16 protein-coding genes (1 of these 16 only partly in view) are annotated in these 13,768 nt (G+C 43.7%); 1 reads left to right on the top strand and 15 read right to left on the bottom strand.

The window, feature by feature from the left end:
* Positions 1–43: 43 nt before the first annotated feature.
* From MHB72_RS00280 to metG, 3 genes are all read right to left on the bottom strand, one after another.
* Positions 44–1,240 carry a G5 and 3D domain-containing protein gene (locus tag MHB72_RS00280; protein ID WP_020449801.1) on the bottom strand — a complete coding sequence of 399 codons (1,197 nt, stop codon included), beginning with the start codon at positions 1,238–1,240 and terminating at the stop codon, positions 44–46.
* Between the two features lie 244 nt (positions 1,241–1,484).
* Entirely contained in the window at positions 1,485–2,252 is a 768-nt protein-coding gene (locus MHB72_RS00275; RefSeq protein WP_020449800.1) for a TatD family hydrolase, read from the bottom strand.
* A gap of 83 nt (positions 2,253–2,335) precedes the next feature.
* Positions 2,336–4,324 (bottom strand): methionine--tRNA ligase, encoded by a 1,989-nt coding sequence (metG, locus tag MHB72_RS00270; RefSeq protein ID WP_216922105.1) that lies wholly within the window; start codon positions 4,322–4,324, stop codon positions 2,336–2,338.
* A 507-nt stretch (positions 4,325–4,831) separates the two neighbouring features.
* Here metG and MHB72_RS00265 point away from each other — a divergent pair.
* Positions 4,832–5,122: an AbrB/MazE/SpoVT family DNA-binding domain-containing protein gene (locus tag MHB72_RS00265; RefSeq protein ID WP_085959887.1), complete on the top strand. Its 291-nt coding sequence runs from the start codon at positions 4,832–4,834 to the stop codon at positions 5,120–5,122.
* A 49-nt stretch (positions 5,123–5,171) separates the two neighbouring features.
* Here MHB72_RS00265 and rsmI read toward each other — a convergent pair whose 3' ends face one another.
* The 12 genes from rsmI to MHB72_RS00205 all read right to left on the bottom strand — a co-directional run.
* Positions 5,172–6,047: a 16S rRNA (cytidine(1402)-2'-O)-methyltransferase gene (gene rsmI / locus MHB72_RS00260; protein WP_216922126.1), complete on the bottom strand. Its 876-nt coding sequence runs from the start codon at positions 6,045–6,047 to the stop codon at positions 5,172–5,174.
* Positions 6,022–6,315, bottom strand: coding sequence for a GIY-YIG nuclease family protein (locus MHB72_RS00255; protein ID WP_020449797.1), 294 nt, complete (start codon positions 6,313–6,315; stop codon positions 6,022–6,024). Before MHB72_RS00255 ends, rsmI begins: the two co-directional genes overlap by 26 nt.
* Positions 6,302–7,045, bottom strand: coding sequence for a tRNA1(Val) (adenine(37)-N6)-methyltransferase (locus MHB72_RS00250; RefSeq protein ID WP_020449796.1), 744 nt, complete (start codon positions 7,043–7,045; stop codon positions 6,302–6,304). Before MHB72_RS00250 ends, MHB72_RS00255 begins: the two co-directional genes overlap by 14 nt.
* Before the next feature lie 64 nt (positions 7,046–7,109).
* On the bottom strand, positions 7,110–7,472 hold the full coding sequence (gene yabA / locus MHB72_RS00245) for a DNA replication initiation control protein YabA (protein ID WP_020449795.1): 363 nt from the start codon (positions 7,470–7,472) through the stop codon (positions 7,110–7,112).
* Positions 7,473–7,486: 14 nt separating this feature from the next.
* Entirely contained in the window at positions 7,487–8,314 is an 828-nt protein-coding gene (locus MHB72_RS00240; protein ID WP_020449794.1) for a PSP1 domain-containing protein, read from the bottom strand.
* 2 nt (positions 8,315–8,316) lie between these two features.
* Positions 8,317–9,306, bottom strand: coding sequence for a DNA polymerase III subunit delta' (gene holB, locus MHB72_RS00235; protein WP_216922101.1), 990 nt, complete (start codon positions 9,304–9,306; stop codon positions 8,317–8,319).
* An 11-nt stretch (positions 9,307–9,317) separates the two neighbouring features.
* Positions 9,318–9,758, bottom strand: a complete 441-nt coding sequence (locus MHB72_RS00230) for a YaaR family protein (RefSeq protein ID WP_020449792.1) — start codon at positions 9,756–9,758, stop codon at positions 9,318–9,320.
* A gap of 11 nt (positions 9,759–9,769) precedes the next feature.
* Complete coding sequence (locus MHB72_RS00225) at positions 9,770–10,099, bottom strand: cyclic-di-AMP receptor (RefSeq protein ID WP_003178156.1); 330 nt, start codon at positions 10,097–10,099, stop codon at positions 9,770–9,772.
* Positions 10,100–10,173: 74 nt separating this feature from the next.
* On the bottom strand, positions 10,174–10,812 hold the full coding sequence (gene tmk, locus MHB72_RS00220; RefSeq protein WP_026579005.1) for a dTMP kinase: 639 nt from the start codon (positions 10,810–10,812) through the stop codon (positions 10,174–10,176).
* Positions 10,809–12,251 carry an aminotransferase class I/II-fold pyridoxal phosphate-dependent enzyme gene (locus MHB72_RS00215; RefSeq protein WP_105979408.1) on the bottom strand — a complete coding sequence of 481 codons (1,443 nt, stop codon included), beginning with the start codon at positions 12,249–12,251 and terminating at the stop codon, positions 10,809–10,811. Before MHB72_RS00215 ends, tmk begins: the two co-directional genes overlap by 4 nt.
* A 139-nt stretch (positions 12,252–12,390) precedes the next feature.
* Positions 12,391–13,584: a toxic anion resistance protein gene (locus MHB72_RS00210; protein WP_216922097.1), complete on the bottom strand. Its 1,194-nt coding sequence runs from the start codon at positions 13,582–13,584 to the stop codon at positions 12,391–12,393.
* 16 nt (positions 13,585–13,600) lie between these two features.
* Positions 13,601–13,768, bottom strand: the end of a protein-coding gene (locus MHB72_RS00205) for a 5-bromo-4-chloroindolyl phosphate hydrolysis family protein (RefSeq protein ID WP_023855986.1). 450 nt of this gene lie beyond the right edge of the window; the window shows 168 of its 618 coding nt (coding positions 451–618); its start codon lies beyond the right edge, outside the window; it ends in the stop codon at positions 13,601–13,603.

Genomic DNA, 13,768 nt, shown 5'->3' with positions numbered 1-13,768 from the left:
CGCAAAATCCCTCTGCTTATATAAGAAGCGTAATAAATGATATTTAGTTCAACACCTTGATTTTAACTCTTTTGTTACCCCAGCGGTAAGCTGTAGACTTACTCGGAAAGAATACATCGATTTTACGGCCTTTGATGGCTGAGCCTGTATCGGCTGCAACCGCGTAGCCATATCCTTCTACATGTACTTTAGAACCCAGCGGAATGACGCTCGGATCGACAGCGATCACTTTAGCACCCGGATTATTTTTCAAGTTAACGCCGGTCGCAGTGTGGCCAGAGCATCCGTTGCAGCTTGCCGTATAAGCTGTAGAGGATACATAAAATTCTTTTCCTGAGGATTGATTTCCGCGCGATACATTCGCGCTGACTGTAGCCACTGCGGCTTGCTTTGTACCGACAGCAATAATTTTGGCTTTGCTTTCAGCGGCTGTTTCCTCTTTAACCAGTTCTCTGGAAACTTCCTTGCCGTTTTTCATAACAACGGCATAGTGCTTTTTAAGCTTGCCATGTTTACCGTCCCGTACAACTTTTTCTTTCCCTTTTTCAAGTGAATCGTCCTCTTTTTTGCGGACTTCAAAAGGGATGTTCTCTTCCACTACATCGGTGACTTTTTTGATACGAGTAATGTGAATCGCCTGATCTTTTGTCAGCTTTTTATCAAGCGCAGGCTTAACTTCATCATCGCCTTTTATGCTGATCTTATGATGTTTTAAAAAGTCAGCGACCGTAGTCGAAGTCGTCCATATATCTTTATCTTTACCGGCATCCTTTACGGTTACTTTAAAAGCCCTTTGCAAAGTCAGCTTCATGTCTTTCGTTATTTCTTTATCAACTGAGGGTTCAATTTGATCGTGTTCCGCCAACTCTAGATTTAAATCTTTCAGCAGTTTGCCGACAGTACCCGCTGTTGTCCAGATTTCTTTTTCCTGTCCGTCGACCGCGAAATGAACAGGTTTTGCGGCAACATACTCAACATTCGTGTTCGCCGTTAATTTTGTATCTTCAGCGGGAGAGATGTGATCTTCTTTCCTCGTCTCGATGTCTAAGCTTTTCAGCAGTTCACCTACGGTTTCAGCATTCGTGCGAACATCCTGCTTTTTCCCGTTTATCGAAATGGTGACTTGCTGTTTAGCGAGCTCATGTGCTCCGTAAGCAGTTCCGCTTCCTGCGACAAGCAGTCCAGCAGCAATCAGTATCCATCTGCTTTTGCTAAGCTTTACGGAAAACAGCTTTTTCATTTTTTGTATGATGAAAAACGCCTCCTTCTCCTCGGGGAGATTATATAGAGTATCTACAAGCCTGTCAACCCTCCTCTCTATTTCTCCGCAAGCCCGCCATCTCTTTTATTATGGGAAAACCACCTCATAAAAGAAAGAAAGACTTGTCGACAAAGATATCCTATGAGTGCAAACAGACATGTAGAACTTTTTAGAACCGTCCCCCGAAGAGACAAGCTTGAACAAGGCTCGATATCAAATCGTGTCAGCTGATGCCGAAAAGTTTTTTTGCATTTTCTGTGGTGATGGCCGCTATTTCTTCATAAGTCATCCCTTTCAATTCAGCAATTTGTTCGGCGACAAGCTTCACATAGCTTGGTTCATTCCGCTTTCCTCTGTATGGATGCGGCGTTAAATACGGGCAGTCCGTCTCAATTAAAAGTCGGTCATTTGGTATTTGTTTGACCACTTCCTTCGGCTTTTTGGCATTTTTAAATGTGACGGGACCGCCGAAAGATAGGTAGAAATTCATATTTATGCACTCTTGTGCAATTTCGGCGCTTCCGGTATAACAGTGCATGATCCCGCCGACTTCCTCGGCCCCTTCTTCCCGCAAAATAGAAACGACATCCTCTGTTGCATCACGGTTGTGAATCACGATTGGCAAGCCGACTTCTTTTGCCAAAGCAATCTGTTTTCTGAACACCTCTTTTTGAACGTCCTTCGGCGACTTATCCCAATGATAATCAAGTCCCATTTCACCGATCGCCACAACTTTTTCATGGGCAGAGAGGTCTTTGATCCAAGCCAAATCTTCATCGGTCATATCAATTGCATCAACCGGATGCCACCCGATGGCAGCATAAATAAAATCGTATGCTTCAATCAATTCCATTGCGCGCTTAATCGTCGGACGATCGAATCCCACAACAACAATGTGCTCCACTTTTTCTTCCTTTGCCCGAGCAATGACTTCTTCCAAATCCTCATTAAATTGCTCGGCATTTAAATGTGCATGTGTATCAAATAACATCAAAATGCCACCTTTTTTAGATATTGTCGAAAAACAAAAGGTGTTCGACGAAATGTTACACGTGGAACACCCTTTGCCAACATTTATTTGATTCGCGTTCCGTTTGATAATGAACTGTCTACCGCTGCAAGCGACAGAACGCCGTTGTCTTCTCCAGCCAATATCATGCCTTGAGAAAGTTCTCCTTTTAGTTTGACCGGTTTTAAGTTTGTTACACAAATGACTTTCCGGCCGACAAGCTCTTCAGGTTTGTAGTGCTTGGCAATTCCTGAAACGACCTGGCGTTTTTCAAAGCCCAAATCAAGCTGAAGCTTTAACAGACGGTCCGCTTTTTTGACGGGTTCGGCATGGATGACTTCAGCCACTCTCAGCTCCGTGCTCATAAAATCGTCTATCGTGATTTCCGGAAGCCTTTCAATTGCTTTTTCCTCTTGTTTCGGTTCTTCTTTTGGAGCCGTTCCCTGCATTTTTGATTTGATATAAGCGACTTCGTCTTCCGCTTCAAGACGCGGGAACAACGGTTCTCCTTTTTGAACTTTGACCGATTTCAGCTGGCCGAAGCTTTTAATGCTGTCCCAGTTTTTCAATGACGCATCCGTAACACCGAGCTGTGCAAAAATCTTTTCAGGCGTCTGCGTTAAGAACGGCTGCAGCAATACAGCAGTGATGCGCAACGACTCTGCCAAATGGTACATGACCGATTGAAGATCTTTTTCTTTGTCCTTATCTTTTGCCAGTACCCATGGGGCTGTCTCGTCAATGTATTTATTCGTTCTGCTGACAAACTGCCACAATGAAGAAAGCGCTACAGAAAACTCCATATTTTCGATCGCCTGTTCGTACGCTTCAATTGTCTTTTGTGAGAATGATGACAACTGTTCGTCAAAAGCGGTAACCGGGCCTTCGTATGACTGAACCCGGCCGTCAAAGTATTTGTTGACCATGGCGACCGTTCTGTTTAACAGGTTGCCTAAATCATTCGCTAAATCATAGTTAATCCGCTCGACAAATCCTTCCGGTGTAAATACGCCGTCAGAACCGAACGGCACTTCGCGGAGAAGATAATAACGCAATGCATCAAGTCCGTATTTGTCGATTAATGTGACTGGATCGACCACATTTCCTTTTGATTTAGACATTTTTCCGTCTTTCATCAGCAGCCATCCGTGGGCAAAAACTTTTTTCGGCAGCGGAAGGTCCAATGCCATCAGCATAATCGGCCAGTAAATGGTATGGAAACGGACGATCTCTTTACCGACAAGATGAACGTCTGCAGGCCAATATTTTTGATAATTTTCATCGTTTGCCGTATTAAAGCCAAGTGCCGTAATGTAATTAAACAGCGCGTCTATCCAAACATAGATGACATGCTTCGGGTTGTCGGGCACTTTTATTCCCCAGTCGAACGTCGTCCGGGAAACAGCCAAATCCTCAAGACCCGGTTTGATAAAGTTGTTGATCATTTCATTTTTGCGGGATTCAGGCTGAATGAATTCAGGATTTTCTTCATAGAAAGCGAGCAGCCGGTCCGCATATTTTCCCATGCGGAAGAAGTAAGATTCCTCTTTGATTAACTCAACGGGATGGCCGCTGTCAGGACTTTTTCCTCCGATTACCTCGCCTTTTTCGTTTCGCTCAACATCAACGAGCTGGGTTTCGGTGTAAAACGTTTCGTCAGGTATGCTGTACCAGCCTTCATATTCATCAAGATATATATCACCATTGTCAAGCAGCTTCTGAAAAACCTTTTCGATCACGTTTTTATGACGTTCCTCTGTCGTCCGTATGAAATCGTCATTGGATATGTCGAGCTTTTTCCAAAGCTGCTGAATGTCTTCTGCCGCACGATCGACCAATTCCTGCGGAGTAATATTTTCCTTCTCCGCCGTTTGCTGGATTTTTTGTCCGTGCTCATCTGTACCTGTTAAGTACCTGACATCAAAGCCTCTCAGTCTTTTATACCGAGCCATCGCATCACCGGCAACGGTTGTGTAGGCATGTCCAATATGTAGCTTTCCACTTGGGTAATAAATGGGTGTAGTGATGTAAAACGTATTTTTTTCTTGCGGCATGATGGAACCTCCCAATTAAAATGTCAAAAAACTCCCGCCCAAAGGACGAGAGCGGCATGTGTATTCATTCAGTATATACTCAATATATAATCCCTCTTTATATGATACCATCTTAGCCTTCAAGTTCAAGAAAATATACATTGTCGATCCATCATGAATACGGTCGATTACAAATTTTTTAACAGAAAGAAATATTATACTTCGACAAAAAAATGCTTTCATTGTCGAATAATGTCGTATATAATCGATATGAGGAAAAACCTTAGTTCGAAAGTCTTGATTTAAGGGCTTTTTTTTGATTGATCCTACTGTTTTATCATCTTCATTTCCCTTGTTACATCAGTTCTTCCAAGGTCTTTTGACTATATGATCTAATTTTTACAAACAATAGAAAAGAAAATGATTGACGTTTATTGGAAACCTTGTTATGCTAGGACTGTAAGGATTTTGTCGAATAATGACGAAGATAATAAACACCTATAAAAATAACAATCTTTCGGGAGGAGAATGAATATGAAATCTACAGGTATTGTACGTAAAGTTGATGAGCTAGGACGCGTGGTGATTCCGATCGAACTTCGCCGTACGCTTGGAATCGCGGAAAAAGACGCTCTTGAAATCTATGTAGATGACGAAAAAATCATCTTGAAAAAATATAAACCAAACATGACTTGCCAAGTTACAGGTGAAGTTTCTGATGACAACCTTAAACTTGCAGGCGGTAAATTGGTTCTTAGCCCTGAAGGCGCTGAGCAAATCATTAACGAAATTCAAGCACAACTTCAATCTCAAAAATAATTATTTTGATTATACAAAAACCGCTCTTGCCGAAGCAAGGGCGGTTTTTTTAGTTTTGAATATGATAAGCGTCATAAATTTTCCGTTTCGGAACGCCGCGGTCTACCGCGGTTTTTTTAATGGCTTCTTTTGAATGGTATCCTTCGCTGATATAATGCTCGACATGTTCTTTTTCTGAAAGGTTCTCCCACCAGAACGATTCTTCGATCGTTTCTTCACGGCTTCCCTCGATCACAAGGCAAAACTCTCCGCGCACCTGTTCCTGTTCAGCCCATGTGAGTGCTTCTTCGATCGAACCTCTGATAAACTCTTCAAATTTTTTCGTGAGTTCCCTTGTCAATGCGATTTGCCGGTTGCCGAATACCTCTCTGATGGCTGACAAGGTTTCTTTCAGCCGATGCGGGGACTCGTAAAAAATCATCGTCTCCTGTCTGTTTTTCAAAGCCTCGAGCTGTTTTTTCCTTTCCCGTTTGTTACGGTCCAAAAAACCGAAAAAGAAAAACGGCTGCGGCGCAATGCCTGAGGCTATCAGTGCGGTCAAAGCAGCATTTGCACCGGGCAAAGGCACGACATAGCCACCCATTTCGATAAAATCGCGGACGATTTCAGCCCCGGGGTCAGATATTGTCGGCATTCCGGCGTCACTGACCAGCGCGACATTTTTACCTTCTTTCAGCCATTCCAAAATTTTGTATCCGCTGCTTTCTTTATTGTGTTCATGGTAGCTGACAAGCTGTGTCTCGATTTCGTATACATGGCACAATTTCTTCGTCTGCCTCGTATCCTCCGCAGCGATAATGTCCGCCTCTTTCAACACAGAAACCGCTCGAAATGTCATATCCTCCAAATTGCCGATGGGTGTCGGAACGAGATATAACATGCCCATGTCTGATTTTTGGTCAAAGCTCTTTTGCCGGTTGATAATCAACACCCTCCCGTCTTTTTTCTTCTATATAACGTTCTTTGTTCTTTCTCGATAATTTTTTAAAATAGTATTCGGCCTGCATCGCCTCTCGCTTTGTTGAAAAGCACTCTGCATAATGGAGTTTTACTGGCAGCCTTGCCCTCGTATACTTCGCGCCTTTCCCGTCATTATGGGTTTTCAGGCGCTTCTCGATATTGTTTGTATAGCCGGCGTACAAGCTACCGTCCCGGCACGAAAGCACGTAAAAATAATGGCTACTCGTCTCCATATAAAATCTTCCTTATTTCAGGTGTATATTGATCTTGTTCATCATATACGAATAAAGGAGGCAGAATTTTCAGGTCAGGCCGGCCGTCTTTTATTCCTTCCACTAAAATGGTGTTGGCCTCTTTACTTTTTTTCGGGTAAACAAACTGGACGCGCTTCGGCTCGATTTGGAAGGCCTTCATCAATTCAAAGATTTCGAGCAGCCTCCCCGGCCGGTGAACGAGAGCGAGTTTGCCGCCCTGCTTTAACAGCTTGCTGCTGACGCGAACGACGTCTTCAAGCGTGCAGTAAATTTCATGTCTGGCAATGGCCAGATGTTCATTTAAGTTTTGCTCCGTTTTTTGCGGCGTCTTGAAATAAGGGGGATTGCATGTGACGACATCAGCTTTATTATATCCGAGCACCTGCGGCATATTGTTCAAGTCGTCCCTGATGAGATGAATCTGTTTTTGTAGGTTGTTGTATTCCACGCTGCGGAGAGCCATGTCATACAGCCTTTCCTGAATTTCCACCCCGGTGATGGCGGCTTTTGTGCGGGTGCTGAGAAGCAGCGGAACAATCCCGTTCCCTGTGCACAGATCAATGATGTTTCCTTTTTGTATCGGAACATATGCAAATTTCGACAGCAGAACGGCGTCTAAGGAAAACGCAAAAACTGTCGGGCTTTGCACGATTTTCATATCTTCTGCAAGTAAATAATCCAGTCGTTCATCGTCTTTTAATTGAATCATGTCTTTTCCCTTTCCTAAACACATTGTACCGTTAAAAAGGCTTCCGTTCCGCCGGAAGCCTTTCTTATTTTTTATTTAAGAACGAGAGGCAGAACAGGCAGTCTCCTTCTTTGCGAACACTTCCGTAATGGATGTTGCAAATATGGAAACCCTCCTGATACAGGCGCGCCAAATTATCATGGCCTTCTCCAATATCAGCATGCCCTGTCTTTTCTGCTTTTATCTCTTTTTCATCGGATTTTGCGTTTTTTAGCCTTTGATCCGTTTCTTCCAGCCTCTTGCGCAAATGCTCGTTTTCAAGCTGTAAATGATTGTTTTCTTCAATCATTTCCCCGATATGCTGCTTGAGATCTCCAAGCTGGCGGTAAAGGGACCCGATTTGTTCTTCTAAACTTATCACTGTATCAAACAATTCTTTTTTATCCAAGGTTTCACACCTCGTTAATCTGTGGTTTGTGCAGATACGACACCTTCTTGCAACAGCTCATCCCACGTATATTCAACGACTTTGTCACAGTCTGTCAGTTCAACTTGGAGAATGCGTTCAAGAATATTCAAGCCGACGACTTTTGCCGGGCCGTTGGACGTGGCGATCACTTCCCCAATATCCGGAAGCTGTTCTTTTGCTGTTTCGTATTCATCGTTTTCATATTTCAGACAGCACATCAGCCGTCCGCATAGTCCGGAAATCTTCGTCGGATTCAGCGACAGATTTTGATCCTTTGCCATTTTAATAGACACGGGCTCAAAATCACCTAAAAATGTGGAACAGCAAAGCATTCTTCCGCACGGTCCGATGCCGCCCAGCATCTTCGCTTCATCCCTGACGCCGATTTGCCTCAGTTCGATTCTCGTTTTAAAGATTGACGCCAAATCTTTGACGAGTTCTCTAAAATCGACTCTTCCGTCAGCCGTAAAATAAAAAATGACTTTGTTGCGGTCAAAAGTGAATTCCACATCGACCAGCTTCATCTCAAGGCCGTGCTCGTTAACCTTTTTCTGGCAGACATCAAAGGCGGACAGCGCAGCTTCTTGATTCTCTTCAACGATCAGGCGGTCGCGCTCATCCGCAACTCTGATCACTTTTCTTAAAGGCAGCACGACATCATTCTCGTCTACTTTCTTGTTGGCGATGACAACCTGCCCGTATTCAACACCGCGAACCGTTTCGACGATCACACAGCTGTCTTTATCTATCTGAAATCCGTTCGGATCGAAATAATATATTTTGCCCGCTTTTTTAAAACGGACACCAATAACGTTGTACAAGCTTATCCCTCCTGCAGCATTAAAACCAAGTGCTCCATTAATCCTTGAGCATTCACATTGGAATAAAGCCGTTTTTTTGCTTCTAAAACAGCAAGTATCTGGTTTGTCACTCTTTGTTGTGTTGTTTGCAGCGCATGCTGTTTTAATGATTGGAATAAGTCCTGAAATAGTATTTTATCTTCATGTCCCAACTGAATGGACAACACGTCGCGATATATAAATAAAAGCATATCAAGACCCATTTCTTGGTGGTCTTTCTCCTTGAAAAAGGGCATCCACTGATCTTGAATATAGAAAAAAGCATGTCCTTTTCGCTGGTGTAAGACTTCATACAATTTTATCACTTTCGCTCGCGACTCTGCAAACTGATCATTTCGACTCAATTCGAGCGCTTCCGATAAATTGTTTGTCATATTCGACAAAAGGGCAGTAATATTCGGTGAGACCTCTTGTTTGATCAGTTCCTTTTCAATTGATTCGGGCTGCAACGACTGAAAGGATAAAACTTGGCATCTCGATATGATCGTATCGAGCAATTTTTGCGGCTGTTCCGTTAAAAGAACAGCGATTGTATCGCTGCTCGGCTCCTCTAAAAACTTCAGAAGGCTGTTCGCCGCATTGACCGTCATTTGATCGGCATGGGAGATAATGTACAGCTTTTTATGCGATTCCAAACCGGTCTTTGAAAACTCTTCCTGAAGCGCCTGAATTTGTCCCTTTTTAATCGAAAGTCCGTCCGGATGCACGACGTGAACGTCCGGATGGTTTCCTGATTCAATCCGCTGGCAGTTCCGGCACGACTCACATGGCTCCGCTCCGTCTTCAAGGCAAAAAAAGCTTTTTGCCAGAAGGGTTGCCGCGTCTAATTTGCCCGTCCCTTTGCGCCCTTCAAATAAATAGGCATGGGCAAGCCGGTTTCTTTCTATACTATTTTGCAAAAGCTTCATGACCCGTGGCTGAAGCTTCTGCATTTCTGTCCAGGTTGTAGCCATACCATCACTCTCTATGTGTAAAGGTTTATCAGTAAACCCTTGATTTCGCCAATCTGTTCTAAAAGTTCGATAGAAGATTTTTCTTGGTCCATCAGGTCCTCTGTTAATTGCACAAGCTTTTCGTCCAGTTCTTTTACAATGCTCAATGTCCGGCTGTTTCCGTACAGATCGAAGCTTCTTGAATTCTCCACCGTCAGCCCGTTTTCAACGGTCTCTTTTACAAATCGTTTGATCAAGCCTTTGAATCTGGCCAAATCCTTGAAGTTCCTCGACTTTGATAAGCGTTTTCCGAACGCTTCAATATCTGTTAAAAGCATTGTCAACTGTTCAACTCGTAGCTTGCCGCTTTGTATATTCATCTTCTCTTTAAATGAAGCAGAAACGTTTTCTCCTCTTGCAGGCGGAGTCTGCTGTTTCTCTATCATTGTACGCAGTTCTTGACTTATTTTCATATCCTCAACCCTTAAAATTGATGGAATTGCTCGATCGGCAGTACAAAAACGGTTGCTCCGCCCACTTCAACTTCAACGGGATAAGGAACATATGAATCGGCATTTCCGCCCATTGGAGAAACAGGGGCAATCAGCTGATCGCGCTTGCTTCCGTTTTCTTTTATCAAGCTTAAAGCTTTGTCTACTCGAATATCATCTACACCCAACATGAAGGTTGTGTTTCCCGATTTCAAAAAGCCGCCGGTTGACGCCAGTTTAGTCACGCGAAAATTGTGATCGGTTAAAGCCTTTAAAAGCCTATTGCTGTCTTGGTCTTGAACAACAGCGATAATTAACTTCATATGAAAAGCCCCCTTTTGGATGGAAACACTTAAGGATACTCTTGCTACCATTATAACAATGAATGGTAAACAGGTCACAACTGATTTTCTTTTAATGCTTCCTTAATGATGTTATTTACCCTTTTTAACACATGTTCAACATTCTGACTGGCATCCACGATCCGAAATCGGCCGGGAAACCGGTTCATAACTTCTTTATAGCCTTTTTGAACAAGCTGATGAAAATGGAGTTTTTCCAGATCAAGCCGGTTCTTCTCTCTGGCATGATTTATATTGATCCGCTTCATTCCCTCTTCCGGGTCGATGTCGAAATAAATCGTCATATTAGGCATCATATTGCCGATCGCAAATTGATTAACAGAAAATACTTCATCAATGCCGAGTCCCCTGGCATACCCCTGATAAGCAAGTGAACTGTCGATGAACCGGTCGCATAAGACGATTTTTCCTTCTTCAAGCGCCGGTTTTACTTTTTCGACAAGGTGCTGCCTTCTTGCGGCTGCATATAATAAGGCTTCGGTTTTTGGATCCATAGCCGTATGACTTGGATTTAAAATAACCTCGCGAATTCGTTCAGATATTTCAATGCCGCCCGGTTCTCTTGTCGCGAGAACAGAATAGCCGTTTTTCGTCAATTGGTCTGCCGCAGCCTGAAGGATTGTCGTTTTCCCCGCACCTTCAGGCCCTTCAAAAGTAATAAATAATCCGTTCATGATTTCTCCTCTTCTATATATACAGTTAATTGCTTTTGTTTGAGCTGATTGCTGCCCTGAATGTGTACATTCAGGTCGACGAGCCGCGTCAGCCGACTGATCGTCTCTTTTGTTATTCTCTCACCCGCCATAATCAACGGAATACCCGGAGGGTACGGTATGACCGGTTCCGCGCTTATTCTGCCCGCGGCTTCCGTAAAAGGAACCGATTCTTTTTTGAAGGCTGACAACTTGCTTTTCCGGTAAGGCAAAGCTGTGACTTTTTCAGAAGGGATCCCGATTCCGGCAGGATGATCGTGTTGAACAGCTGTATCTTTGATTTCTTTGCTGATTGTGCTGATCAGTTCCGGCGCAGGCTTGTTTTTTGCTTCAAGCGGCAGGATCAACAGGACTTGCCTTTCATCTGCCAATTCAGGATGGATGCCGTTTGCTTCAAATATGGATTTCAGTTCAAAACCGGAGTGGCCATACGCTGATCTGACAGACAGCTTAAGCGGATCTTGCTGGATACCGGCTTCAGCCGGCTCGACGATCTCGGCTCCGTTTATTTGAGAAAAGGCTTCTCTCATGTTGAGGAGCTCTTTCTCAATATCGGCTGTTCGATTTGTTTTCAAGATATCTTCGGCGTATGCTCTGGCTATATCCAAAGATGCCATGATTGGATAAGAAGGACTGCTGCTTTGAAGTACAGAGAGATAATATGCCAGTCTGTCCCTGTTCATCCTGCGGCTGTTAATATGCAGATAAGATCCCATTGTCATCGCCGGGAGCGTTTTGTGCGCAGACTGAACGACAACATCGGCGCCCGCTTTCAGCGACGACTGGGGAAATGGATGGCCCAGCACAAAATGGGCGCCGTGAGCCTCGTCGACTAGAACGGGAATGTCGTGTTGATGGGCCTCTTCTATGATCGGCTTCAGATCAACAGCATGTCCGTAGTAATTGGGATATGTCAGCACGATTCCTTTAGCGTGCGGATATTGTGAAATTGCATCTTTTGCCGTTTCGTACAATATATGTGTGGGAACGGCCATCGCCTCATCAATTTCCGGCGTCAAAAAAACCGGATGGGCGCCTGAAAGTTCAATCGCATGAAATACAGACTTATGGCAGTTCCGCTGAACAAGTATCGTGTCACCCGGCTGACAAACAGCCATGATCATCGCCAGATTCCCGACGGTCGAACCATTGACGAGAAAAAAACTTTCTTCCGCGCCATAAAGCCGCGAAACTAAATCCTGCGCTTCTTTGATGACGCCTGATGGCTCATGCAAATCATCCAGACCCGTCAGTTCAGTTAGATCAACTTTGAGAATCGTTTCGAAAAAGGTTTTCGCTTCATCAAAAAAGACATCTCCATTGTGATGTCCCGGAACGTGAAAAGAATAATGATGTCCTTCAGCATGGTTCACCAATGCTGTATATAAAGGTGTCTTCATATAACCGATCCTTTAGTCATCTTCTCTATTTTCTTCGTCACCCTCGTGCTCCCGGGTGACGGTATGACATTCTGCATTTATTATACCCTTCAAGGCGGATTACATAAAGGGCGGACGTTTTGGTAAATGTTTATCTTGCTTATGATAAACGGTTTTGGTTTTCTTTCATGTCCAGCAGCTTAGCCTTGAGACCATCTTCCATTGCCCTTATTTCTTCTTCTGCCTGAAGGCGCTTTGAACGGCCATCTTCTTGAATTTTAAGCGTCTCCTCAAGCGTTCCGATCAGATTGTCCTGCACTTGTTTCAATGTTTCGATATCGATAAAGCCGCGCTCATTTTCCTTGGCAGTTTCGATCGTGTTGGCCTTCAGCATCTCGGCATTTTTCAAGAGCAGTTCGTTTGTTGTGGCTGACACCTTTTTTTGAGCTTCTACGGCTCGGCGCTGCCTCAACAGAGTAAGCGCAATAGCAACCTGATTTTTCCAAAGAGGAATTGCTGTCATAATCGATGATTGGATCTTTTCCGCCAGCACTTGATTTGTGTGTTGGATCAAACGGATTTGCGGGGCGCTCTGCAGTGTAATTTGTCTGCTCAATGTTAAATCATAAACCCGCTTTTCCAGCCGGTCGGCAAACTGAATCATATCATTTACATCCTGAACGGCCATATGATGATGTTCTGTTTTCGATTTCTCTTTTAATTCGGGTATGGTTTGATGTTTTAATTCTTCAAGCTTCAGCTGACCGGCTGCAATATAGACATTCAGCGCTTCATAATATTCTTTATTTTTTTCATACAGCCGTTCGAGCATCTTATTATCATTGATCAGCGCGCTTTTGGAATGCTCAAGTTTTACGCTGATTCTGTCTATTTGGGCGCCGGTTTTTTGATACCTTGATAAGACTTCTTGAACAGAATGGGTTACTCTTCCGAAAAAACGGGAAAAAAAGTTCCTTTTTTCAGTTTTCAATTCATCAGGGCTGACCTGTTCAAGCTTTTTCATTAGGTCGCTTAAGACCTGCCCAATTTCACCAATATCTTTTTTTTGGACGTGCTCAAGCATCTCGTGTGAAAAATTCAAGAGTTTGGATTGAGCTTGCGTTCCATACAGAGTCATGCTGTCATGTTGTTTTGGATCGATCTGTTCGGCCAGTTGGAATGCCTGCCGGCGTTTTTCTTCGGATAACGTATCAACCAGATTTACTTGCTGCCCGCGGTGTTCTTCCTCCATGCCGGAAACAGACTTTTCTCCTTGTCCAAAAGGATCGGAAAGCAAATCATCAATTTTAAGCTGTGCGCCAGTTTTGTGTAACGATGGTTTATATTCGCTCATTTTCAGCTTTCCTCCGTCAGCCTTTTTTCATTGAATGCTTTGCGACGTCCAGTTCAAACTCCAAGTGGTCAATGTCTGTTTTCAGCAAGTCATAAAGGTCGTCTTCCAATTGCTTGGCAAGCTTATCGATCATCATGCGTGTTTCGCTTAAAGAAACTTCAAGCTTCGCATTACGTTTTGGCTG

Source organism: Bacillus sp. FSL K6-1284 (assembly GCF_038002625.1).
GTDB lineage: Bacteria > Bacillota > Bacilli > Bacillales > Bacillaceae > Bacillus > Bacillus paralicheniformis.
The sequence above is the reverse complement of the archived record's forward strand: the minus strand, read 5'-3'. Positions and strand labels throughout refer to the sequence as shown.

Bases quoted from the DNA above. Each gene is read 5' to 3' on its own strand.
- MHB72_RS00280 (WP_020449801.1), bottom strand. From the start codon at position 1,240: ATGAAAAAGCTGTTTTCCGTAAAGCTTAGCAAAAGCAGATGGATACTG.
- MHB72_RS00275 (WP_020449800.1), bottom strand. From the start codon at position 2,252: ATGTTATTTGATACACATGCACATTTAAATGCCGAGCAATTTAATGAG.
- metG (WP_216922105.1), bottom strand. From the start codon at position 4,324: ATGCCGCAAGAAAAAAATACGTTTTACATCACTACACCCATTTATTAC.
- MHB72_RS00265 (WP_085959887.1), top strand. From the start codon at position 4,832: ATGAATATGAAATCTACAGGTATTGTACGTAAAGTTGATGAGCTAGGA.
- MHB72_RS00255 (WP_020449797.1), bottom strand. From the start codon at position 6,315: ATGGAGACGAGTAGCCATTATTTTTACGTGCTTTCGTGCCGGGACGGT.
- MHB72_RS00250 (WP_020449796.1), bottom strand. From the start codon at position 7,045: ATGATTCAATTAAAAGACGATGAACGACTGGATTATTTACTTGCAGAA.
- holB (WP_216922101.1), bottom strand. From the start codon at position 9,306: ATGGCTACAACCTGGACAGAAATGCAGAAGCTTCAGCCACGGGTCATG.
- MHB72_RS00230 (WP_020449792.1), bottom strand. From the start codon at position 9,758: ATGAAAATAAGTCAAGAACTGCGTACAATGATAGAGAAACAGCAGACT.
- MHB72_RS00225 (WP_003178156.1), bottom strand. From the start codon at position 10,099: ATGAAGTTAATTATCGCTGTTGTTCAAGACCAAGACAGCAATAGGCTT.
- tmk (WP_026579005.1), bottom strand. From the start codon at position 10,812: ATGAACGGATTATTTATTACTTTTGAAGGGCCTGAAGGTGCGGGGAAA.
- MHB72_RS00215 (WP_105979408.1), bottom strand. From the start codon at position 12,251: ATGAAGACACCTTTATATACAGCATTGGTGAACCATGCTGAAGGACAT.
- MHB72_RS00210 (WP_216922097.1), bottom strand. From the start codon at position 13,584: ATGAGCGAATATAAACCATCGTTACACAAAACTGGCGCACAGCTTAAA.